This window comes from Comamonas brasiliensis (assembly GCF_018292285.1).
Lineage (GTDB): Bacteria > Pseudomonadota > Gammaproteobacteria > Burkholderiales > Burkholderiaceae_C > Comamonas > Comamonas brasiliensis.
In genome coordinates this window covers 1,626,005-1,649,141 of record NZ_JAANES010000001.1, presented here as the reverse complement: position 1 = coordinate 1,649,141, position 23,137 = coordinate 1,626,005, and the positions used below count along the sequence as shown (strand labels likewise).

Annotated in this window: 18 protein-coding genes, 1 tRNA gene and 1 pseudogene; 8 read left to right on the top strand and 12 right to left on the bottom strand. The window is 58.6% G+C overall.

All coding sequences use genetic code 11. The annotated features are described in order from the left end of the window. Positions 1-288: 288 nt before the first annotated feature. The 5 genes and pseudogenes from cyoE to DJFAAGMI_RS07460 form a co-directional block, all read right to left on the bottom strand. Positions 289-1,194 (bottom strand): heme o synthase, encoded by a 906-nt coding sequence (gene cyoE, locus DJFAAGMI_RS07480; RefSeq protein WP_003054312.1) that lies wholly within the window; start codon positions 1,192-1,194, stop codon positions 289-291. A 24-nt stretch (positions 1,195-1,218) separates the two neighbouring features. Then, positions 1,219-2,397, bottom strand: coding sequence for a COX15/CtaA family protein (locus DJFAAGMI_RS07475; RefSeq protein ID WP_211456541.1), 1,179 nt, complete (start codon positions 2,395-2,397; stop codon positions 1,219-1,221). Between the two features lie 717 nt (positions 2,398-3,114). Continuing rightward, positions 3,115-3,492, bottom strand: a complete 378-nt coding sequence (locus DJFAAGMI_RS07470; protein ID WP_211456540.1) for a VOC family protein — start codon at positions 3,490-3,492, stop codon at positions 3,115-3,117. A 132-nt stretch (positions 3,493-3,624) separates the two neighbouring features. Next, a complete protein-coding gene (locus DJFAAGMI_RS07465; protein WP_211456539.1) occupies positions 3,625-4,101 on the bottom strand; it encodes a RidA family protein in 477 nt (158 codons plus the stop codon). A 135-nt stretch (positions 4,102-4,236) separates the two neighbouring features. Then, positions 4,237-4,859 (bottom strand): annotated as a pseudogene (locus tag DJFAAGMI_RS07460) (glutathione S-transferase family protein). 316 nt (positions 4,860-5,175) lie between these two features. Between DJFAAGMI_RS07460 and DJFAAGMI_RS07455 the strand changes: the two are divergent. Further along, the gene (locus tag DJFAAGMI_RS07455) at positions 5,176-5,385 is read left to right on the top strand and encodes a TOBE domain-containing protein (RefSeq protein WP_167002359.1); all 210 of its coding nucleotides are present in this window, start codon (positions 5,176-5,178) and stop codon (positions 5,383-5,385) included. 114 nt (positions 5,386-5,499) lie between these two features. Here DJFAAGMI_RS07455 and DJFAAGMI_RS07450 read toward each other — a convergent pair whose 3' ends face one another. Beyond that, a complete protein-coding gene (locus DJFAAGMI_RS07450) occupies positions 5,500-6,381 on the bottom strand; it encodes a LysR family transcriptional regulator (RefSeq protein ID WP_249333908.1) in 882 nt (293 codons plus the stop codon). A gap of 129 nt (positions 6,382-6,510) precedes the next feature. Here DJFAAGMI_RS07450 and DJFAAGMI_RS07445 point away from each other — a divergent pair, with 129 nt between their 5' ends. The 4 genes from DJFAAGMI_RS07445 to DJFAAGMI_RS07430 all read left to right on the top strand — a co-directional run bounded on the left by DJFAAGMI_RS07445 (position 6,511) and on the right by DJFAAGMI_RS07430 (position 11,893). After that, entirely contained in the window at positions 6,511-7,479 is a 969-nt protein-coding gene (locus tag DJFAAGMI_RS07445) for a Bug family tripartite tricarboxylate transporter substrate binding protein (protein WP_211456537.1), read from the top strand. Between the two features lie 11 nt (positions 7,480-7,490). Then, a complete protein-coding gene (locus DJFAAGMI_RS07440; RefSeq protein WP_211456536.1) occupies positions 7,491-8,846 on the top strand; it encodes an FAD-dependent oxidoreductase in 1,356 nt (451 codons plus the stop codon). A 172-nt stretch (positions 8,847-9,018) separates the two neighbouring features. After that, complete coding sequence (locus tag DJFAAGMI_RS07435) at positions 9,019-9,396, top strand: nuclear transport factor 2 family protein (RefSeq protein WP_249333906.1); 378 nt, start codon at positions 9,019-9,021, stop codon at positions 9,394-9,396. A gap of 493 nt (positions 9,397-9,889) precedes the next feature. After that, entirely contained in the window at positions 9,890-11,893 is a 2,004-nt protein-coding gene (locus DJFAAGMI_RS07430) for an oleate hydratase (RefSeq protein ID WP_211456534.1), read from the top strand. Between the two features lie 297 nt (positions 11,894-12,190). On the opposite strand, the gene DJFAAGMI_RS07425 is transcribed toward DJFAAGMI_RS07430, so the two are convergent. Continuing rightward, positions 12,191-12,772 carry a TetR/AcrR family transcriptional regulator gene (locus DJFAAGMI_RS07425; protein ID WP_211456533.1) on the bottom strand — a complete coding sequence of 194 codons (582 nt, stop codon included), beginning with the start codon at positions 12,770-12,772 and terminating at the stop codon, positions 12,191-12,193. Positions 12,773-12,880: 108 nt separating this feature from the next. Here DJFAAGMI_RS07425 and fabF point away from each other — a divergent pair, with 108 nt between their 5' ends. Beyond that, positions 12,881-14,152, top strand: a complete 1,272-nt coding sequence (gene fabF, locus DJFAAGMI_RS07420) for a beta-ketoacyl-ACP synthase II (RefSeq protein WP_211456532.1) — start codon at positions 12,881-12,883, stop codon at positions 14,150-14,152. Positions 14,153-14,427: 275 nt separating this feature from the next. Here the strand turns inward: fabF and DJFAAGMI_RS07415 are convergent, their stop codons facing one another. From DJFAAGMI_RS07415 to DJFAAGMI_RS07400, 4 genes are all read right to left on the bottom strand, one after another. Further along, positions 14,428-15,969 carry a sensor domain-containing diguanylate cyclase gene (locus DJFAAGMI_RS07415; protein WP_419095594.1) on the bottom strand — a complete coding sequence of 514 codons (1,542 nt, stop codon included), beginning with the start codon at positions 15,967-15,969 and terminating at the stop codon, positions 14,428-14,430. A 291-nt stretch (positions 15,970-16,260) separates the two neighbouring features. Beyond that, positions 16,261-16,677, bottom strand: coding sequence for a VOC family protein (locus DJFAAGMI_RS07410; RefSeq protein ID WP_211456531.1), 417 nt, complete (start codon positions 16,675-16,677; stop codon positions 16,261-16,263). Positions 16,678-17,018: 341 nt separating this feature from the next. After that, entirely contained in the window at positions 17,019-18,215 is a 1,197-nt protein-coding gene (locus tag DJFAAGMI_RS07405; RefSeq protein WP_211456530.1) for an MFS transporter, read from the bottom strand. Further along, complete coding sequence (locus tag DJFAAGMI_RS07400; protein ID WP_211456529.1) at positions 18,212-19,408, bottom strand: serine hydrolase domain-containing protein; 1,197 nt, start codon at positions 19,406-19,408, stop codon at positions 18,212-18,214. Before DJFAAGMI_RS07400 ends, DJFAAGMI_RS07405 begins: the two co-directional genes overlap by 4 nt. A gap of 139 nt (positions 19,409-19,547) precedes the next feature. Here DJFAAGMI_RS07400 and DJFAAGMI_RS07395 point away from each other — a divergent pair, with 139 nt between their 5' ends. Then, positions 19,548-20,438, top strand: coding sequence for a LysR family transcriptional regulator (locus DJFAAGMI_RS07395; protein WP_148729492.1), 891 nt, complete (start codon positions 19,548-19,550; stop codon positions 20,436-20,438). A 209-nt stretch (positions 20,439-20,647) separates the two neighbouring features. Here DJFAAGMI_RS07395 and DJFAAGMI_RS07390 read toward each other — a convergent pair whose 3' ends face one another. Beyond that, positions 20,648-22,246 (bottom strand): phosphoethanolamine transferase, encoded by a 1,599-nt coding sequence (locus tag DJFAAGMI_RS07390; protein ID WP_211456778.1) that lies wholly within the window; start codon positions 22,244-22,246, stop codon positions 20,648-20,650. Positions 22,247-23,062: 816 nt separating this feature from the next. Here DJFAAGMI_RS07390 and DJFAAGMI_RS07385 point away from each other — a divergent pair. Continuing rightward, positions 23,063-23,136: transfer RNA gene (locus DJFAAGMI_RS07385), tRNA-Gly, on the top strand. Position 23,137: the final 1 nt, after the last annotated feature.

The window sequence follows — 23,137 nt, the reverse complement described above, 5'->3', positions numbered from 1 at the left end:
GGACACTTGATCGGGTCTGCTGAATGCATGACCGGGGCCAGTCCTGTAGCAGGGGCTGGCCTTCTTTTTTGATGATCCCGGTGACGAGAATCTGCGCCCCGCCAGGTCTTCGCCGAATCATCAGCGCCGCGTTCGGTCTCGGTCACGAACCTGTGAAGTGGCCGGGTAAAGCAATAATATGAATGAAATTGCGCTCAAACGTAGATCCATAAAGCGCTGATAGCTCACTTTTTGAGAGTCGCAAAAAGCCCGGTGAACCGGGCTTTGGCATGGGCGAAACCTCAAAGATCAGGCCATGAACAGATAGTGGTCCACGAGCAGGGCGAGAAACAACAGGCTCAGGTGAAGCAGCGAAAACCTGAAGGTGCGGCGCGACAGCTCGTCCGAGTAATTGCGGTACAGAGCCACGGCATAGACGATAAAGCCAGCGCCCAGCACAACAGCCGCAAACAGATACAGCCAGCTGCTCATGCCGTACATAAAGGGCAGCAGACCAGCCGCAAACAGCACCACGGTGTAGAGCAGAATCTGCAGGCGCGTGTATTCGCTGCCATGGGTTACGGGCAGCATGGGCAGGCCGGACTGGCGGTAGTCCTCGACACGATACAGGGCCAGTGCCCAGAAGTGGGGAGGGGTCCAGAGGAAGATGATGAGGAACAGAATCAATGCCTCGGGGCCGACATTGCCCGTCATGGCGGCCCAGCCCAGCACGGGGGGCATGGCGCCAGAGGCTCCACCGATCACGATGTTCTGTGGCGTGGCGGGCTTGAGCACCACGGTGTAGATCACCGCATAGCCGACAAAGGTGGCCAGCGTCAGCCACATGGTCAGCGCATTGGTCCAGAGCAGCAAAATTGTGGCACCGATCATGCACAGAATGGCCGAGAAGGCCAGTGCCTGCTGACTGGAGAGCTCGCCGCGCGCCGTGGGGCGCCAGGAGGTGCGCTTCATCTTGGCATCGATATGACGTTCCACCAGGCAATTGAAGGCCGCAGCGGCAGCTGCTACCAGCCAGATGCCAACGCAGGCAACACCCATATGGATCCACTGATTGGCCGTGGGCCATCCGGGAACGGCCAGCACCATGCCGATCAGGGCGCAGAACACGATGAGCTGCACCACGCGCGGCTTGGTCAGCGCATAGAACTGGCTGATTCGCGAGGTGTTGTTCAACAAGGCTTCACTTTGACTCATGCAATCACTCTTTTACGCTATGCCTCAGGCTGGGCGGCGCGCCATTTCAGGGTCGGGGGCGGCGACGGCATTTGCGCGCGTCACGGCCAGACTCCAGACCACAATCGTTACCAGGGCCGCGGCTCCACCAGTGTGAAGCACGGCCGCAACCAGAGGCCAGTCCAACACCACGTTGGACAGACCCGTCAAAACTTGCAGCACTGCAAAGAAACCCAGCAGCCGTCGCTGCTTGGCCAGCGCAGGAGCATGGCGCAATGCCCACCACAGACCGGCCAGTGCCAGAACCACCACATAGGCCGCCAGACGGTGGGTGTAGTGAATGGCGGTCAGCGCTTCGAAGCTGATATGGCTGCCGTCCTTGAGCATGCCCAGAGGGCGCCAGATCTGCAGCGCTTCGGCAAAATTCATGGTTGGCCACCAGCTGCCCTGACAGCCGGGGAAGGTCGTACAGGCCAGGACGGCGTAATTGGTGCTGACCCAGCCGCCCAGGCTGACCTGGAGGACGAGCAGCGCCAGGCAAAGCCACAGCGCGATGCGCAAGCCTCTGGCGATCAGCGCTGGAGACAGGCCGGCTTGCTGCAGGCTCAGGCCCGAAGCAGGAATGGCCAGCAATGCCAGCAAGCCGGTACCGCCCAGCAAGTGCAGCGTGACGATGGCCGGAAACAGCTTCATGGTGACCGTCAGTGCCCCAAACGCACCCTGGATGCAGACCCATACCAGTGCCAGAGTCGGCCACCAGGGATTGGCTGCGCCACTGAATGATATGTGTCGACCTGCTCGCCTGTCGGCGCCTGCCTGCTTCCAGCTCATGACCGTCATCGCAATGATGAGCACGCCGACCGTGGTCGCCAGATAGCGGTGAATCATTTCCACCCAGGCCTTGCCATGGGTGACCGGGCCGGTCGGCATGGCAGCCTGCGCTTCGGAGATCTGGGCATGTGCCGCGATGGGGCTGGCGGTGCCATAGCAGCCAGGCCAGTCCGGGCAACCCAGGCCTGAGTCCGTCAGACGGGTGAAGGCGCCGAACAGAACCAGATCGAAGGTCAGAAACAGCGTCAGCACACATAGCGCCTGGAGGCGCCTGCCGGAGCCGGTGCCGCGATTGCGCCACCAGACCCAGCATAAAGGCCCCAGCGCCAGGACCAGACCAAAAGCCATCAGCTCCAATGCAGGAGCCAGGTCGTATAGCTGCTGCTCTGTCATGCCATTGCTCCGGGGGCCATCTTCCGGCGCTTGGCCGCCTGCACTTCAGGCAGGGCAGGGCGGTCGGCGGTCAGGGCAAAATCGCAAAAGCAAAGCAGCATGGTTCGGCAGGGGCGGCCAGTGCTTGGCCTGTATTTACAGAAATTCTTGAAGATCTTGGTCAAGCGCAGAACGAGAGAAAACCTGACTGTACGTAGCGAGCCTTGTGCGCTCCAGGGTCAGGACTCTGCTCGACGCTTGGAGCAGCAGTTGAATGCAGGCTCTTTGATCCCGCACAATTTTACCCATGTGATTTGAGGCTAGGCAGCCGTGACCTGAGTGCCCCTAACAATGTGGAAGAAAGACTTGCCTTCCAGACCCGCTTTCGGTGAGGCCAGGAGGCAGGAATTGCCTTGACGCTCTGACCTTGGACGAAGGCCTGGGGGAAACCTGCTGCCGAGCATCCGAGAGGATCTAAGGCATGCAAGGCCGGCCGGTGCAGCAAGCATGGCTGGTATCTGTGGTCATTGAGGTCGCAAAGCTGGCGGGGAATGGTCAGCCAGATGCGCTGTGCTGTGAAACCCGGCCGTGTGTCTGCTCCTGGCCGAATGCGATCTGTGCCAGGCAGGGGAGCGGCTCAAGCCTGGAGCTGCCAGTGCTCAGTCGCGACGAGACTCTCAACCCGAAGTCGGCGGTGACCACCATCGAGGCGGCCGCGGCCCACTCCCGATCCAGGCTTTAGATCATTTGTCCAACATCGATACGATTGCCATCGGGGTCTTCAAACACGAATGCCCGCAGACCATAGTCCTTGTCCTGAAGGCTCTTGATGATTCTCAGGCCGTATTGACTGCAGATTGTGTGCAGCGCATCAACGTTGTCGACCAGGAGATGCGCGACATTGAATTTCACGGCTTTGTGACTGGGCTGCAGGCTCAGGTGCAGCTCGCCGTGATGCCGCTTCAGGATCATGAACCCGACAGGGCTCCCGTTTTCGAAGACTTTTGTGAACCCGAGAACCTTGGTGTAGAAATCATAGGCTTTGGCGATGTCCTTTACCGGAATCGTCGTGGCGATTCGGCCGAACTGGACACCGTGATCGGTGGTGTTGCTCATTAGATGGTCTCTGCTTGCAAGACGCGATCAGCTTCCAGGCGGTGCTGTATGACTCATGCGCTTGCGGTTGAGGTCAGCAGGACGGTGCCCACGCGAAGCAGTGTAGCTCAGGGGAGCCACGTAAAAGGGGCATCAATCCACCGCCGCGATCAGGTCGATTTCCACCGGAGCGTTCTTGGGAAGTTGATAGACCCCCACAGATGTTCGCGTATGAATGCCGGCATCGCCCAGCACGGATTGCAGCAGCTCGGACGCGCCGTCCGCCACTTCGCTTTGCAGGCTGAAGTCCTCTGAGCATTTGACAAACACGGTGATGCGCAGAATGCGTGAAACTCTGTCCAGAGATCCCAGCTCTTGCCGAAGCAATGCCAGTGCACGCATGGTGCAAATCTTTGCGGCATACCGTGCTTGCTCGACCGAGACTTCAGCGCCGACTCTGCCTGTGACGACCACGCTGTCACCGACGCGAGGGATCTGGCCGCTGACAAATAGCTGCCTGTCGTGGCGAACCACGGAGACATAGTTTCCGCCGATCTTTATCTCGCCGGAAAAGCTCAGGGAAAGTGCCGCTTCCATTGCGGCGAACCTGGAATCTCGTGATTCGGACATGATGTTCTGCTTTCATTGCTGACAGTGAAGCTGAGGCCCGCCTGGACTCAAGCGCCAATAGGCGAAGCGGACTAACCGGGCGAAGCCTCCGCACGGGGGCGAGATGCAGCGTTTGCATGGGCGTGATGGACCTGCTCAGGGCGTGCCGTTTCTTCCATGCTGCCGGAATCCCGGGCGAAGACTCAGGCGTTCGTAGTATTCACGCACCGCAGGCAAGTCCGGATGCTCGAGCGGAGTTTCAAACCAACGGTTCACCGACAGACCTATAGGTATGTCCGCCAGAGAAAACTCGGTACCGCCTACGTAGGCTCCGGTGGAGCCCAGTTGTCGCTCGAGGATTTCCATGTGCCTTGCCCAGTCCTTGCAAGACAGGGCCAGTGCACGGCGGTCCTGGTGCTCCGGCGATTGCCTGACAAGGGACTGAAGGCATAGCTCCATGACCTGTTGAGGTCCGACGCCTGCCAGTCGATCCATTGATCAATCTGCGCCTTCGCTTTGGCGTCGATGGGGTAGAGCCGGGTCCCGTTGTAGCCATTGGCCAGATAGCGAATGATCGTATTGGACTCCCATAGCGTGAAATCGCCGTCCTGGATCACAGGGACCATGGCATTGGGATTCAACTCGAGGAATTCGGGACTGAGCGTCGACTGGAAACCGCTGCCCCAATCTTCCCGCTCGAAGGGAATGTCCAGCTCGGCACAGGCCCAGAGTACCTTGCGAACATTGATTGAGGATGCCTTGCCCAAAATGCGCAACATTTCATCTCCGGGTCATTAAGAGGAATGTATTGAGGAAGCGGGAGCTGCGAGCATAGGTGTATCTGTGACCTCGCCCGGAGGCGGTATACAGAATACAAAAAATGAAGCCGCTTGCGGCAGGTACTCTAATTGCTTGAAGCGAGGCTTGTGAGCGTTGCATGTTCTTTGCTCCTGCACGGATAGCGTGGGATCGATAGCAATCGATCCCTGGCAGTCATACAACGGACGATAAGACTTCTATATTGCAGAGCTTCTACAGCCATCAATCCGCTGAATATATGCTCACGGCCATCGTCATTTCTTAGGTATAGATGCTATGAAGATCAGTGCTCGCAATGTCTTGCAAGGCAAAGTCATCTCGATTGTCACAGGCCCGGTCAGCACGGAGTTGACACTGGAAATTGCTCCAGGTGTCAGGGTCACATCCTCCATCACCTCGACTTCAGCCCAGTCGCTGGGGCTGAAGGAGGGAGACAATGCCTACGCGGTTATCAAGGCGTCGTCGGTGATGGTCGCTGTTGATTGATCGCTCCAGGCTCCGATAGGAGCCTTTCCTATTCTTTGGTCATGGGAGCGTTCCGGCAATCGGGCGCGCGTTCTGAGCGAACCCTGCCTGTTGTAGCCAAGGCGACCGAGCTGATCAGATTTCCAGGAATAGCTCTGCCAGGGTTGAGCGCAGCCATCGGTTTGCCGGGTCCTGCTGATAGCGTTCATGCCAATGCTGTTTGATGGCGAACTCTGGAAGTCTGTATGGCGACGCTATTGCCTTGACCTGGGCGATCTTTACCAGCGTCTGCGCAATTCGATGCGGAACCGTGGCGATGAGATCCGTATGGGCCAGCAGGTTGCCAACCCCCGGGAGTGTGGGCAGAGACAGCGCAACATTGCGCTGCGCCCCTTGGCGCTTCAACTCTTGCTCGACTATCTCGTTGCCAGTTCCAGGAGCCGTGATGATCACATGGCGCTCCTTCTTGAACCGAGCCATCGTCAGGTTCTTGTCGATTCGAGGATGCGTTCTGCGCACAACGCAAGCAAACCCATCCCTGAACAGCTTCTGCTGGTAGAAGCCTGCATCGAGTTCCGGCATATAGCCTATCGCCAAGTCTGCATCGCCTGCCTCCAGCAATCTGGCTGTGTCGGCCGTGATGCGCAGCACTTCGACTCTCACCTTGGGCGCGATATTCCCCAGCTTGTTCATCAAGGCAGGCAGGAATTCCAGGTGACTGATATCGGTCATCGCGAGCCGGAACGCTCTGCAGGAAGAGGCTGGATCGAATTCCGCTTGCTGCCTGGTCGCTGATTGCAGCAGTTCCAAAGCCTGTCGCAGCTGAGGAACCAGTGCGGCTGCACGCGGGGTGGGAAGCATCCCTTCACTGGTGCGGACAAAGAGCTGGTCATTGAAAGCTCGGCGCAGTCTGCCGAGTGCCAGGCTGACCGAGGTCTGAGCCAGACCCAGGTTCTCTCCTGCCCGGCTCACGCTCCGTGTTTTATAGATCTCGTCGAAGACCGAGAGAAGCTTCATATCCATTATTCGATTTTCCGCTAGGAGATATTGTTCATTATCAATCGACGCAATGATGCTGCTTGCCTAGAGTTCGGACCAGGCGATGAAGAACTCGCCCTGAATACCTAAGAACCTGGAGACATTGTTGTGAAATCGCGCTTGCTTCTATCCCTTTTTTTCACCTGTATTTCCATCACTGGTGGCCATGCCTACTCACAGGAGTGGCCCAAAGTCCCTGTCAAAGTCCTCGTGCCCTTCGATGCTGGCTCGACCCCTGATCTGGCGGCCCGCGTCATTGGCGATAGGTTGGCCAGCAGGCTGCATCAAGCTTTTGTGGTGGAGAACAGGAGTGGCGCCGCCGGCAACATCGGCACCGACATGGTGGCCAAGGCCGAGGGGGATGGACGCACCATCGGTGTCAGCATTGCCGGACCTCTTGGCGTCAACGCGCTTCTGTTTCGGAAGATGCCCTACGACACGTCCAGGGATATCGGGCTGGTGAGCATTGCCGTGTCCCAGCCTTCAGTGCTGGTTGTCGGCTCCAGGCTGTCCACGACAGATGCCAAGCAACTGTCGGCTCTGATGAGGGACAAATCCAAGCTCAGCTTTGCGTCGATTGGTGCCGGCTCCATCTCGCATCTGGCAATGGCTGCACTGGTAGCCCAGGCGGGCGGCGATGCAGTGCATGTTCCATATCGCGGATCGGGTGGTGCAGTGACCGCTCTTCTGTCGGGTGAGGTGGACATGGCCTTGCTACCTGCCGCAGCCGTGATGCCGCATGTGAAAGCCGGGAAGCTGCGAGCCCTGGCCGTGGCTTCCCCAAGCAGATCGCCATCACTTCCCGATCTGCCAACTCTGGCTGAGAGCGGCCTTCCTGACATAAAGGGAGATGCCTGGATCGGTTTCATCGTGCCCGCGAAAACGCCTGCAGCCATTGTCGATGCGCTGCGCGACCAGATTGTGCAAGTCCTTGCCGAGCCCGCCGTGAAGGACAAGCTGCGTATGCAGTACATGGATCCGGTGGGGAATTCGCCCGAGGAATTTCGCAGATTGCTGGCTGCGGATGTGGCGCGGTGGAAGCATGTCGTCGAACGCAACAAGATCACATTGGACTGAAGCAAGAAACCATGAAATCCTCGCAAAAATCCCTTCTGGAGCCTGCCCGTCATCTACCGGTTCAAGGTGAATACGATGTAGTCGTCATCGGTGGCGGTCCGGCCGGACTGGCTGCTGCCGCCAGCGCTTCTCGGCTTGGGGCGCAAACCCTTCTTGTGGAATCCTACGGTTTCCTGGGAGGAATGGGCACCGCCGGCGGCGTTACCAACTTCGCAGGACTCTATGGCCGTCATCAAGGGGAAATGCGCCAACTGGTGCATGGCGTCGTGGACGATCTGCTTTCACGACTGCAGGCAATGGGTGGGCTGAACAAGCCTCAGGACGGGATGCAGGGCAGGATTCGCGTTCGCTCCTATGACACCTCCATCTATAAATGCGTGGCGGACCAGTGGATGCTGTCTTGCGGCGTGCATTTGCTGTTTCACACCAGGGCCTCGTCTGTGCTGATGGATGACTCACGCATTCATGCCCTGGTCATAGAGACCAAATCAGGACGTCAGGCAGTTCGGGCCAATATGTTCATCGATTGCTCGGGCGACGCGGACATCGCCGCCCTGGCCGGCGTTCCCTATGAGGTGGGCGACGGGCATGGCAGCGGCCTTTTCCCGTCCACGATGTTCCGCATTGGCCATGTCGACGCATCGCAGGCCCTGCCGGCGGTTGGCGATTTCAAGGCAATCAATGACTTCATGGAGCGTTCTCGGCTCCGCGATCCAGGTCGCTACAACTTCCCTCGCGAAGGAGCGATTCTTCGACCGCAGATCAATCCGTCGGAGTGGCGCGCCAATGTCACCCAGATTGCGAATTCGAGCGGTCAGGCCATGAATGCCGTGGATGCGCAGGAGCTGAGTGCAGGAGAGGTTGAGGGGCGGCGTCAGATTGTCGAGTACTTCCGCTTTTTACAGGAGCAAGTACCGGGGTTTGCCGACTCCAGAATCGTGGAGATTGCCCCTCAGGTCGGCATTCGTGAGACACGTCGAATCCAGGGGCTCTATGCGCTGACTGGCGATGACATCCTGAATTCGGTCCGCTTTGATGACAGCATTGGTATCAACGCGTGGCCGATGGAGCTGCATCGTGCCGGAGGCATCACATGGGGGTTTCCCTCGGACCCCGAACGCGGCTATAATGATCTGTCCTGGAGAATGCTGGTGCCGCAGACGGTTGAGAACCTGCTTGTCGCAGGACGTTGTGCTTCCATGACCCACGAGGGGCAGTCTGCTGCTCGTGCAAGCGGAGGATGCTTTGTGATGGGGCAGGCCGCAGGCACCGCGGCAGCGATGGCGGGCAGCGTTGCTGTTCAAGGGATAGACCCAAAGCGTTTGCAGCGCGTCTTGCGTGAAAGCGGCTGCTTGCTTGAGCCATGAGCGCGCATCTTCTCAGATGAGTTGGCGGGCCGAAAGCAGGCACTAGCCGTGTCGCGGCTGGTGCTTGCTTCAAAAACATGGCGGGTCGATGATTGGCGTCATCAACCACTGGCGTGGATAGGCCTGAGCTTGAAACCCTTGGGCCGAACATCAGCCTGAATGGAGCATGATCATGAGCACCCGGAGCAAGGCCGCTATTGCGGCAGACTTCCTGACCCTGTGCGCAACAGGGCAGGTAAGAACAGCCTACGATCTGTACGTGTCGGATAGCTTCCACCATCACAACGCGTATTTCCCTGCTGACCGGGAGTCCTTACTGCTTGGCATGGAACAAAGCGCTGAATCAGAACCCAATAAATCGTTCCTAGTCAAACAAACCATTGAATCCGATGACCGTGTGGCGGTCTATTCACATTTGCGACGTGAGAGAGTCGATATGGATATTGCGGTCGTGCATATCCTTCGATTCGAAAATGGCAAGATCGTCGAAATGTGGGATATAGGACAGCAGGTGCCCAAGGACTCACCCAACAAACTGGGCATGTTCTAAGCATTGCGGACCAACTGATACTTTGGTCCGAGCCTGTCTTCTGGTGTCGACTTGGCTCAGGTTTTGACCGACTGCATATTCTTTTGACTCGGCCGGTCATAGGTTGCCAACATCGGCTGCACTCGATTCCGCTAAGTTTTCAAGGACTTGGTGCTGGCGGCTGCTACGACTAAGAGGCCGTCCAGGCAAATACTTTCAGTGGGCAAATTGTGGATGCGCGCCATGCAGCATCTGAGAAGTGACCGAGCGGACACCGTCACTGATAAGCTGTAGCAATGCGTTTGGCACTTTGCAGAATATCCCCGCATTGGCCTATTGATTGAGGCCTGCTTATTTCAGCAGAGGCCAGACTTTCCTGAGCCCATGTTCGCTGAAGATTTTTTTCTTTCCCAGGCATTTCCTCAAGGGCTTGAGCAAATGTGCGTTGAGATGCTTTTATGGCATATCAAATCGCAGTCGGTGGATTACTGGTAAATGTAGAGCGTCATCATCAATGACATCCATGAAAGGCAAGACCATGAATCGTGCAGAGTTCATCACCCGTAGTCAGTCCCAGGCTTCCGTTCGCGTGGAGGCGAATGTCGGCGAGAGCTTTTGGCGCAAGAGCGCGAAAGATACCTTGCCCCCGCCGGACATGGTCGGTCCGTACATGCGCAATCGTCCGGTACCGACCGGGCAGACGTCGGGCCGCAAGGCATGGATCATAGGCAGCGGCATTGCCGGACTGGCGGCCGCCTTCTATCTGATACGCGACGGAGGAATGAAGGGGGAGGACATCACCATTCTTGACAGCCTGAGCATTGCCGGCGGTTCGCTCGATGGCTCGGGCAATGCCGAGGATGGCTACATCGTGCGCGGTGGCCGCGAGATGAACTGGAACTACGACAACTTCTGGGATCTGTTCCAGGATGTGCCGGCGCTGGAGCTGCCTGAAGGCTACAGCGTGCTCGATGAATACCGCTGGATCAACGACAACGATCCCAATTGGTCCAAGGCCAGGCTGATGCACAAGCAGGGGCAGATTCGCGATTTCGCTACGCTGGGTCTGAGCAAGTCGCACCAGTGGGAGATCGTCAAGCTGCTGCTCAAGCGCAAGGAGGACCTGAACGACATCACGATCGAGGAGTATTTCAGCAAGAGCTTTCTCGAGACCAACTTCTGGTATCTGTGGCGTTCGATGTTCGCCTTTGAGAACTGGCAAAGTCTGCTGGAGATGAAGTTGTACATGCATCGCTTCCTTGATGCCATCGATGGCCTTACCGACATGTCGGCCCTGGTGTTTCCCAAGTACAACCAGTACGACAGCTTTGTCGTGCCGCTGGCCCGCATGCTGCAGGAGCAGGGCGTGCGTGTGCAGTTCGACACCCGTGCCCACGAACTGGACATGCGTGAGGAGGAAGGCAGCCGCACCGTGACCGCGATCCGCTGCAAGGTTGCCGGTCGCGAGGAGACCATCACTTTAGGCACTGACGACGTGGTGTTTGCGCTGACTGGCTCGATGACCGAGGGCACGGCTTACGGAGACATGGACACGGTACCAGTACTGACGCGTGGCAATGGCGAGCCGGGAGAGGGCAGCGACTGGACGCTGTGGCAGAACCTGGCGAAGAAATCTCCGGTCTTCGGTAAGCCCGAGAAGTTCTGCGGTGATGTTTCCCGCTCGATGTGGGAGTCGGCCACGCTTACCTGCAAGCCTTCTCCCTTGATCGACAAGCTCAAGGAACTGGCGGTCAATGATCCTTACTCGGGCAAGACGGTCACCGGCGGCATCATCACCTTCACGGATTCCAACTGGGTGATGAGCTTCACCTGCAATCGCCAGCCGCATTTTCCCGATCAGCCTGACGACGTACTGGTGCTGTGGGTTTATGCGCTGCTGATGGACAAGGAGGGCAACCATATCAGGAAGCCCATGCCCGCCTGTACCGGACGAGAGATCCTGGCCGAGTTGTGCTACCACCTGGGTATCGATGATCAGCTCGATGCAGTGGCCGCCAACACCAAGGTGCGCCAGGCTCTGATGCCCTACATTACTGCGCAGTTCATGCCGCGCGCGGCGGGTGACCGGCCTCATGTGGTGCCGCAGGGCTGTACCAACCTGGCCTTGCTGGGCCAGTTCGTGGAGACCAGCAACGATGTGATCTTCACGATGGAGAGCTCGGTGCGCACCGCGCGTATCGGCGTCTACACGCTGCTGGGACTGCCCAAGCAGGTGGCCGATATCAGCCCCACACAGTACGACATCCGCAATATTCTCAAAGGCGCGCGGGCGCTGAACAACAACGAGCCTTTTCCGGGAGAGCGCCTGCTGCACCGGGTTCTGGGCAATAGCTACTACGCCCATATATTGCCACCGCTGCCTGAAAACGAGGAGACGCTGCGCGAGCGTGCCGAGACGGAGCTCTCTTCGCTACTGGGCAAGGGCAGCCAGGCACTGGTGGCAGCCTCGGGCTGGCTTGCGCGCTGGAGCGAAGGTCTGCGCGACAGATCCAGATAGCAGCGTTTGCGCATGACGCGTCTGCGAGACCTCGGCCTGGTTAAGCCGCCAGAATCATGAGCACAGGCAAGGCGTGCTCATGGTTCTTCTTTCGTCTCCATGTTGGAACGTATTGAATCTGGCAGGTTATCCTGTCTTTTCGCGATCAGCGTGTGCGAGGCCATCAGCCGTCGTCCGGTTCGGGCAGTCTCGCCGGCAGTCGCGGCCCATAGCAGCGACGCCGCCCAATGCCTGCTTTGGGAGCCCGCACCGGCCGTGACGCGTTTCTAATGCGCGAGCGAATGCCCAACCAGGCGGTTACGGAGCCAATTGCTTTCGCAAGGTGGCCAGTATTTCTTCAGAAAGAGCCGGGTTGCCCGCTGCTGTTGCTCGAGCGAGAACCAGTGCTCCCACCATGCTGCTGAGGGTCACGATAGTCTGGGTGCGTCTGGTCTCGTCTTCACCTTGGAGCACGCCCATAAAGCGTTGGATGTTGCGTTCCACGCCCAGCGCAAATACCTCTGACATTTCGGGGCCTGCTCTGGCGGCATCGGCGGCCAATGCCGCAGCAGGGCAGCCCTCTCCAGGGTGGTCGCGGTGGGTTGCAGAAAGATAGCCATGCACCAGTGCGCGGAGGCTGTGTGCAGATGCGGCGTCGACCTCCGAAGACTCCAATCCGTCCAGTGGGGTGATTGTCCACTCGAATGCGCGCAGGCATGCCTCGCGTGCGAGGGCATCCTTGGACTCGAAATGCCGGTACAGCCCGCCATGTGTCAATCCTGCGTCGCGGGTGATCTCCGCCACGCCCACGCCATCCAGGCCTTTTTCTCGATACAGACGTGCAGCGGCATCCACGATTCCCTCGCGATTCTCGGCTGACTGTGCTTTGCTCACTTTCATGAGTTAGATGATAACCATCATCAAAACTCATTTATGATTGCAGTCATCATCAATAAAGTCGTGCTTACTTCCTGCTGGAGACTGAGCTCGACAAGCGAAAGGTGCAGCATGGGTCGTCGGGTGGTTATTACCGGCTTGGGTCTGGTATCTCCTTTAGGGTGCAATGTGGAACTGGCCTGGCAGAGGCTGCTGGCAGGTCGGTCCGGGGTGCGGACTCTGAGTGCTGGTACCGCCGAGGGGACAGGCGTCTGCGTGGCTGGGCGTGTACCAGGCCAGCAGGAGGATCCGGAGGCCGGGTGGAATGCCGAAGCCATCATTTCAGCGAAAGAGCTACGCCGCATGGATCGCTTCATTGCATTTGCGTTGGGCGCCGCCGACCAGGCTCTGGCCCATGCGCAGTGGGCTCATCCATCAGCCGAGCAGCGGGAACGCGCTGCAACCGTCATCGGCTCCGGCGTGGGCGGATTCAGCACCATCGCAGAAGCCGTGCGAACCACGGATGGCAAGGGACCCCAGCGCTTGTCACCCTTCACAGTACCCGCTTTCCTGGCCAATCTGGCCGCGGGGCAGGTATCGATCAGGCACCGGCTCATGGGGCCGTTGGGGGCGCCGGTGACTGCTTGTGCCGCCAGTATTCAAGCCATTGGCGATGCGGCGCGCTTGATTCGCAATGACGAAGCGGACATGGCGCTCTGTGGCGGTAGCGAAGCCACGATTGACCGCGTTGCTCTAGGCAGCTTTGCTGCGGCAAAGGCCGTGACGACTTTTTGCGGCGGCGATCCTGCGAGGGCTTCCCGACCTTTCGATCAGGCACGGGATGGCTTTGTCATGGCCGAAGGTGCGGGGCTGCTGGTGCTTGAGGCACTGGATCACGCATTGGAGCGAGGCGCCAAGCCACTGGCGGAGATCGTGGGCTATGGTACCTCTGCCGATGCCTACCATGTCACTTCCGGTCCGGAGGATGGAGCGGGCGCTGCTCGTTCTATGCGCGCCGCGCTGCGTCAGGCACAGCTGCAAGCTGGTGATATTCAACATCTGAATGCCCATGCGACCTCTACACCCGTAGGTGACCGAGGCGAGCTGGCCGCCATTCGTCAAGTGTTTGGCGCAGACTCCGGCCCTTCGATCACGGCCACCAAATCCGCCCTGGGTCATATGTTGGGAGCTGCTGGCGGAGCTGCTGCGATCTTCACCGTATTGGCCTTGCGCGACCAGATCGCACCACCTGTGCTGAACCTGGAGCATCCAGATCCTATGGCTGCCGGTCTGGATCTGATCGCCGGTAATGCACGTGCCCATGCAATGGAGCACGCCATGCTCAACGGATTTGGGTTCGGCGGTGTCAATGCTTCCCTGATTCTGAAGCGATTTGCGGCCTGAACCATAGTGCGCCGGAGACTCCACGAGGTCGCAACAGACATGCGGCTTCCGGGCGGTGGTGCAGGCTCTCAAGCTGAGCGGTTGCCAATGCGCGAAATGGACAAGAGCGCTGCGCCTGGACCGCGGAGTTTGCGCCTGGGCATTGCGACAGCGGATGCAGGACCACGTCCGATCGCTGAGGGGTACTCCGGCAGGGGCGTAGAAACGGAGCCGAGTGCGGTTTTGACAACCGTTGTGCTTGCACCTCTGGAGCTGGCCGAATGCAGTCGTCCCGATCAGCGGCGGGCCTGCGGCACCCCGCATTTGTGTTGTGCTGACAAGACTACCTTGTTGCGCCCGGTCATCTTGGCGTTGTAGAGCGCCTCGTCGGCATCGCGGATCACCGCTGCCATATCTGCATCGGCCCGTTCTGGGCCCCATGTGGCACACCCTATGCTGACCGTGATGTGACCGAAAGCGCTTTCTGTATGCTCAACGGCAAGCTTGCAGATTGCGAGACGAATATTCTCAGCAATGAACTCTGCGCCGTCCGAAGACGTGTCGGGCAAAACGACAAGGAACTCCTCGCCTCCATAGCGAGCGGCACTATCTCCGGGGCGGCGGATATTGTTGGCAATGCATTTCGCCACGGTCGCTAGAACGGTATCGCCAGCTTGATGCCCGTAGTTGTCGTTGTAGGCCTTGAAACAGTCAATATCCACGAATAGCAATGACAGGGCACTTTGATGCCGTCTGGCTCTTCGCCATTCCTGATCCAGGATTTCATCGAGCTTGCGGCGGTTGCTCAAGCCCGTCAGCCCATCGGTGCGCGCCAACATTGCCAGCTCAGCCTCTGCGCGCATTTTGCGCTTGAGCTGTACTCCAAAAGCGCAGGACAGACCGATGAATGCCAATGTGAGCGTCCCCATGACAGAGGCAATGAGCAATGTTCTTTGCCGCCAAACCGCATAGATATCAGAATGCGCCTTTGCCACCATGATGATGAAAGGCAGGTTAGGCAGAGTCTTGAAGAAGTACAGCCGTCTCGCACCGTCGATATATGACGTATCCGAAAAGCTGCCCTCTGGCGCCGCCATGAACCGCTTGAATGTGCTTGCGCTACTGATATTGCGACCTATGACTTTTGCATCGTACGGCTGCCGCATCACCATGGTCCCGTCCTTCCTGATCAGTGCCAGCGATCCATGTGTGCCTAGCGACAGTTCAGAAAATAGTTTCTGGAAGTACTCCAACTGGATATCAATCATCACAATTCCAGCGAAAGAACCGTTCGCATGAGAAATCCTGCGACTGAGAGGAATGCTCATCGAGTCGCCATGTAGTGGTGATACATAGGGGTCACCCACATAGAGCCCCAGGTTGGAGCTTTCCTGGTGTGCCTTGAAAAAATCACGATCAGAGAAGCTGTCGTCCACCAGACTCTCTGCACCTGCCTTGAGGGTGACTTTTCCCTCCGCATTGAGCACCAGAATGGATCCCAAATAGGTCGCGCTCGCCGCCTTGTCGAACAAGGCTGCTTTGCGAACATGTGGCGACGCGGCCATCAATTCAGGATCGCTCAGGCCCTCGACCACGGCTTGCAGCGACAGTGCATAGAGCTCGAAGTTTCGAACCAGGTCATGTTCTGCAAGCAGGGCAACATCCCGCGATGTCTCTACGGCATGCTCCATCGCATCCAGGCGGCTTTGATAGAGGACGAAAGTACAGATCGCCGTCATCGATAGCGCAACAATCCCTCCCACCAGCGGCATCGCATAAGAGGCACTAAGAATGAAGTTGCAGTGACCGAAAAATGCCGACCAGCGAAAGTTCTTCATGTTGTTGCTTTAATGGAGCGCATTAATCTCATCCACTCTGTTTCCCTTTGCCGATTATCTGTTGCAAGTAAATTTCAGGCACTGCTCCATATCTCGTAGTTCTGCACCACAAGCATCTCGTGGCTGAGATCATCAGTGATTTGCCCTGTAGTTAAGCTGCGACTGTCAGCGCTTCGCGATAGCGCTTTCAATGTTGATGCGCCTGCTCTCTTCAGCGAATAGTGAGCTTTTGGCGATTTGGGGTTGATCTGTTCAACATCGCCAAGCTGCGGCCTCAAGCTCGCTCAATTATCAAGGTCTGTGTGCAGGTCCTTTCAGTTCCAGCTGATTGCCATCCGGATCGTGGCAATAGATGGAAGGGCCAGTGCCGTCCGCTCCAAAGCGTTGTTCGGCTTTCTCGGCCTTGAGGCCGTGGCCGTTCAAGTGGGCCAGGATGGCTGACTCATCGAATGGCTCGATGCGCAGGCAGAAATGGTCCACATTCCTGCGCTCTGTTGAGGCAGCAGGGCCGCCCTCACGTCCAATCGGGCCATGGATATCTACCAGATCAATCATGGATGTACCGGCCCGAAGATGAACCATACCCAGGTCGTCACGACGTTTTACAAGTGCGCAGCCAAGCACTTCCTGGTAGAAGCGGATGCTTTGCTCCAAGTCACTGACGCGTAGCACGATGTGGTCGATGTGTTGAACGCGGAAAGTGCTCATGGCGATCTCCTGTGCAGACTTGGCAGGGGTAATCATAGGCACTATGAGAACGTGCATTCCAAGCCAATGAAGAAGGGGGACGGGCAGACCGCACCTCCAAGCATGACATTGAACACTCCGCTCATGGTCGTTAGTGGATGCTGCCGTTCAGTAGGCTGCGGTCGTTTGAGACTCGCCGGTCGGCAGACATTGGATCTGCTCGTGGTCTTGTTGTGACCCTTCGAAAGTCTCTCGGTCGCGCTCGGCCGAACGGCCCGGCATTGGCAGCCAGTTGCAGCAGGCGAGACGCCGGAAGTCCGTCATCCTTGCCTCTGAACAGATGTGGCCAGGCAGCAGCAGACTCAGTTTTCGTAATCGGCTTGCATCCCCCTGAGGTGTTTGACGCTGGATTCAGAAAGCAGCCGCTGGCAGACAACGGCAAAGCCCAGTAGTAGCAGCAGCACTGGCTGGAAGACTTGCGCCCCCCAGGCCGCGACCAGAAGTCCGCCAGCCAGACCTCCGCCGGCGATGGCAGAGTTCCACGTCGTCACGAGCAGGGACTGGGCCAGGTCGACCTGTTCCCCCGCGACTTGCGCGAGTGAGGTCTGAAACAAGGTGGCTGAACCGCCGAAGGCGAATCCCCAGACTGCCAATGCTGCCAAGGCCCGCGACGAACCGCCCCAGCTCAGCCCCAGCATCAGAACAGCGCCGCAGAAAAGCAGAATGCTCGCCATCGACAGGCGATGCAGATGCCGGTCCACGAACAACCCCGTCAACCAGATGCCAGGCAAGGCCGCAATACCGAAGACCAGCAACGCCAGGTCTATGCGGACATGCACTCCACTGGCCGCGAGGAAAGGCGCGATGTAGGTATAGAGGATGTTGTGGGCAAGTACATAGAAGAGCACGACCATCAATACTGCCAGCACGCCGGGCGTGCGCATCACGGCGGCAATGGGCTTGCGCTGCTTCTGGTCCAGCCCCGGAAAATCCGGAAGCCGCAGCCACATCCACAGCCACAGCAGCAGGGCCAGGGTACTGGCCAAGCCGAAGCACCAGCGCCAGCCCCATGCCAATCCCAGCCAGCCGCCTGCGGGAACGCCCAGGGACAATGCCAGCGGCGTGCCAGCCATTGCTATGGCAATGGCGCGGCCACGGAACTGCGGTGCGACCAGGCGGGTGGCGTAGCCCGCCAGCAGCGCCCACAGCATTCCCGCAGCCATACCTGCCACGATGCGCGCAGCCATGATGAGGGTGAAACTGTCCGACAAAGCCGTCACGCTGTTGGCCAGCGCAAAACCCAGCACGGCAGCCATCAGCAGCGGGCGCCGGCGCATGCTGCGTGTCATCGTCACAAGCGGAATGGCAGCCACCAGCGAACCGAATGCATAGGTGGTCACGGTCTGGCCGATCCAGGCTTGAGAGACCCCCAGGTCTTGTGCCATCTGCGGCAGCAGCGCGGCGGGCAATGCTTCAGTGAGGATGGTGATGAAGGCAGCCATGCTCAGGGCCAGCAAGTTAGCCCAGGGCAGACTATTTTGAGAGTTAGAGGCGTTCATTCTTGAAGGCCCCGGTAAACCGCATCCCGCAATGCCGATACAAAACGCCCCGACATTCCCTCATACAAGGTGTTGGTCATGGCAACCACCGTCAGACCCCGGGGGCGGTCCACCCACCAGGCATGTCCGTAGGCACCACCCCAGCGCCAGGTGCCACGGGACTCGGGTGACTGGGCCAGTGCCGGGTCGCGTAGCACGGAAAAGCCCAGGCCGAATCCCAGGCCGGGGCCGGCGGCCAGATCTTGCCCCTGTGTCTGGTCCCGTGCCATCTCGGCGACCAGGTGCTCGGGCATCCAGCCATCCCGACCTGTGCGCAGCGCCTCCAGCAGACGCAGCAAATCATCGGCAGTGCCCACCATGCCGGCGCCGCCGGAAGGAAACGCACCTTCATCAAAAGCGCGTGAAGGGCTGTAGGCAATACCTATCGTGCCTTCGAAGGGCGCCACGACCTCGCCTTCCTGCAAGCGATGGGGCGCCGGGTTGTCATTGACGTAAGCCGTCGCCATACGCGCCGCATCCAGGCAGGTGAAGCCGGCATCGACCATGCCCAGGGGGCGTGTCACCAGAGTCTCGATGGCCTGCGGCAAGCCCATGTCGCTCACTGCTTCAACCACCGCGCCTAGTACATCCACGGCCAGGGAGTAGCCCCAGCCAGTGCCAGGTGCATACAGCAGCGGCACGCTGGCAATGCGGCGCAGATTCTCCTGCAGGTCAATACCGCTCGCATCCATGCCATCCGATACACCAGCCCGCGTGTACGGGCCGTGTGCGTCGGGTTCCAGAAAGCGGTAGCCAAGGCCTGCGGTGTGGCTGAGCAACTGGCGCACCGTGATGTTCGTCTCACCGCCATCAGGAAGCCGGGGGCGAAAGGCCGGCAGCCAGGTCGTGACGGGCTCGTCCAGCGCGATGCGTCCCTGGGCCACTAGCCGCAGAACGGCCGCGCTGATCACCGGCTTGCTGGCCGAAGCCCAGCGGAACACCATGTCTTCCGACATTGCGACGCCTGCCTCACGGTCGGCCCAGCCTGCGGCCATGCGGCACAGCGTTTGACCGTGCTGATAAGCGAGCACCACGGCGCCCACCAGGCGCTTTTCGGCAAGGGCGTGGTGCACTACATCGGTCACCAATGCCTGCGGCTCGGAAATGGGGTGCTGCACGCTTTTTGCAGGCGTGCAGGAAAGTGAAGAAGTCATCGGGTCACAGTCCTCTTTGCTTGGAAGCCATGACCTTATGCGGCCTGCAATCCGAGAAAAAGTAGGATAGAGTTCCGCTCTTCAAGGACGAATATGTCCGTAATCAAGAGATACACAGCCGAAACGAAAATGGCGATGCATGGATAGCCTCAACGCATTTACGGTGTTTGTGCAGGTCGCCGAGACCCGAAGCTTTGTCGCGGCTGGCCGCCTGCTGGGTGTCTCCGCTTCTGCGGTGGGCAAGAGCGTGGCGCGCTTCGAGGAAAAACTGGGCGTGCGCCTGTTTCATCGCAGCACCCGCAGCATCACGCCTACCGCCGAAGGCTTGCTGCTGCTGGAGCGCAGCAGGCGCATTCTTTCAGAGATCGAAGCGGCACAGGCGGAACTGTCTCAGGCCTCATCGGCTCCAAGAGGACGCTTGCGTGTGAGTCTGCCGCTGGTGAGTACCCTTGTGCTGCCGGTGCTTGCCGATTTCATGCACGAGTATCCGGATATCCAGTTGGACCTCGATTTTTCAGACCGTCTGGTTGATGTGGTGGAAGAGGGCTTCGATGCCGTGGTCCGCACCGGAGAGCCTGCCGATTCCCGTTTGGTGGCACGCAAGCTCGGTCATTTCAAGATGGTGCTGGTTGCGTCTCCCGAATACCTCGCTACCTATGGCAGTCCGAGCAAGGTGCAAGACCTCCAGTCCCATCTCTGCCTGCATTTCCGTTGGCCTCACAGTGGCAAGCTGGAGGCTTGGCCACTTCCTCCAGAGCCGGACGGCGAGCCCCTGAAACTACCGGTATCCATGGTCTGCAACAACATCGAGACGCGTGCATGTTTTGCCCTGCAAGGGCTAGGCATTGCCTGTCTGCCAGACTTTGCCATTCGTGAGGCGCTGGCCGACGGAAGGCTGGTGCGTGTCATGCCTGAGCAGGCGCAACGCGAGGGGGTCTTTCACATTTTGTGGCCGGCAGGCAGACATGTTTCGCCCAAAGTCAGAGCCCTTGTGGATTTCCTGTGCTCGCGGGTATTTGCCTCCAACTGACGGCTAGGTGTCGCGGTCCACGCAAAGAGCGGGCCTGAGATTGCTTCACTGGACCGAATTTTTTCAGGCTTATCGCTATGAGGTCTTCTTTTCACCAAACTTGTCGACAGCCCTTGCTGGTTGTTTGAGCACCCGCACAGCAGCTCTAGGCTGGTGCTTTATGTGAGGCTTGCATTTCCGGACTTCAGCACTTGTTCCCGCATGAAAAGTCACCTGGTGAATGAACTCACAGGCATTGGCAGGCGCGGCTCTTCCCATCGGTAGTTCTTGTTCAAGACATTGCGCTCAAGGGATTGGCTGCTCCAGCGTATATCCAGCAGGTCCGCGATAGTCCATGCGGCCCAATCGGAGCGGAAGGGCCTCTGTGCAACGTCTTCAGGCAGTTTTGGCGCAGAGGGTGTTCGCCAGATAATCGCGGGAATACGGTAGCCGGCCTCGGTGCTCTTGCTGTGTCCCGCATGGTTGCGGACATGTCCCACTTCCTGACCATGGTCGGACAGATACATCCATGCCACCTTGCCTTTTGCCAAGGCAGCTGATTGGGTGAGGCGCAGCGTCTCCGCCACCACATAATCGTGATACAGCAGCGCCGCATCGTACTCCTGGCGTTGCCGGCGCACCCATAGGGAGGCGCCCTTATTCTTCAGCGATGCATCAATCGCATCTGCTTCATCATCAAAGGGGTTCTGGCCCTTGGGGTAGCGCAGGCTGTAGTGCGGATGAGCGCCCAGCATGTGAACCACGATGAACTTGCGCTCGGAAGGCGCATCAAGAGCTGTCTTCAGTTCATCGACCATTTCCCCGTCCAAAGACACAGAGGAGCGCCCGGGAGTGCGATTTACCATCTGCACGATGTCAGCCAGCCTGGCATGCTGCTGCTCGATCCCTACATCGTCGTGGTTGCTGATCCACCAGACCTTGTAGCCCGATGCGCGAGCAAGTGCGACCAGATGATGGGACTCCGTCGAGCCCGGGGCTCCGAAGCCAAACAAGTTGCGCACTGCGGGCAGAGTACTGGCATCCACAGACCATGCATTGCGCAGCACGGTCATCTGGGCCCCTGAAAGCCTTTGATGCTCCTGGAGCTGAGGCGTCGTCTGTCTGTCATAGCCATAGAGAGACAGGTTGTCGCGATTGATGCTTTCACTGAGCACCAGCACGACGGTGGATGGCCCGCCATCCGCCAGCACAGGCCTTGCTTGAATGGCGTGATCCAGCAGTCTTGCACGCTCCTCATGCTGGTCGGCGAGGCTGGCTTTCAGTTTTTGAGTGGAGTGAACCCATTGGGTCCAGAAAATCGCGGGATGCAACCTGCGCCAAGGCTTGCTGGAATAGGCCAGCGCACACACAAGGGCCACGATCAATGAAAGCACCGCCAGCCTTCTGTCCCTGCGCAAGGCAGCCAATGTAGTTCGCCCCGTGAGATGCCACACCAGCAAAGCGAGCAAGGCAAGGCCGCCGCAGATAAGCACAACACTGCGCCAGTGCATTGACAGATATTCGGAGCTTTCACGCCAGTTGGTGTTGGCCATTGCGCCGATCACCATGGCGCCCTCTGGTGATGACTGGTACAGCTCCATCAGATAGGCGCGCATGGTGCCATCCAACGCAAAAAGCATGACCCAGGCAAATGAAAGCCAACGTCGCGCCTTGAGCCATGCAGGGCTGCGCATCGACCAGGCCAGGCTGACGAGCACAGGCACCATGAGTATCAGCAACTGTGCAACACGTCGGCCGTCATGCCCCAGAACAATGAAGAACAGGACAATGGCGGCCAAGCCGCTTAGCGCTGACCAGGAGACGCGCATGCCGTGAGACGCAGGGGAATCACCGGGGATGGATGTTTGGGACAAGACACTTGACTCATGAAGTTCAACTACCGCAGCAAAATGCTCTTCATGTATTGGAGGGGTGATGGCTTCACTCCCCGAGCTTTCTTGCTGCATCGAACGCAATAGCTTTTCGACCTGCCTTGTGAATCAGGTGGGCGAATACTTCTGCGGAGTTATGTGTCTTTGGTGCTGAAGTCGGCGCTAGCGGCGCGATCCTAGCATTTTTTGTTTCATCGCAAAGCGGCGCTGGGCGAAGTTGGCTAAGCCCGAAACGAATTGCCAATCAGGGGCGATGCAGTAGCTCGGCATCTGCAAAAAAGCGTCCATTGAGGCCGTGCTGTACCTGGAGAGCACACTCAAACACAGCTTGCACTTGGGGAGGGCTGCCTCAGCTTGAATGCCTTGGCATGTCTCATCGACTCGGTCTTCATGCAGAGGCCAGGAATTGATGGTGGCACTCGGCATGAAGCCGAGTTGGGCGTCGATTCACTGAAATGGCGCTCCATTGAGATTAGCGTCAGCGAGGCGTTTTTGCGTAAATCGCCTGCGGCCCTCGGGTAGCCCCGGGCAATGAGTCAGCCCGCGTCGCCCAAGCAACGCTACCGCACCACCAACTTGAAGCAGTACAACGCAGCACTCAAGGCTGCCGGAGAACCTATGCCGACTCGCGCAGAGCAGGCGGGTTTCATAGGATTTCGTTGTGCTAGAATTTTCGAAGCACAACATTGTCATTTCCAGTAGAGACAATGGTTTGCGGCAGATTTTGCAATGAAATCATGCGGTTAACGTTGTGCGGGCGTCGTTCAATGGTAGGACTCTTGCTTCCCAAGCAAATAACGTGGGTTCGATTCCCATCGCCCGCTCCAG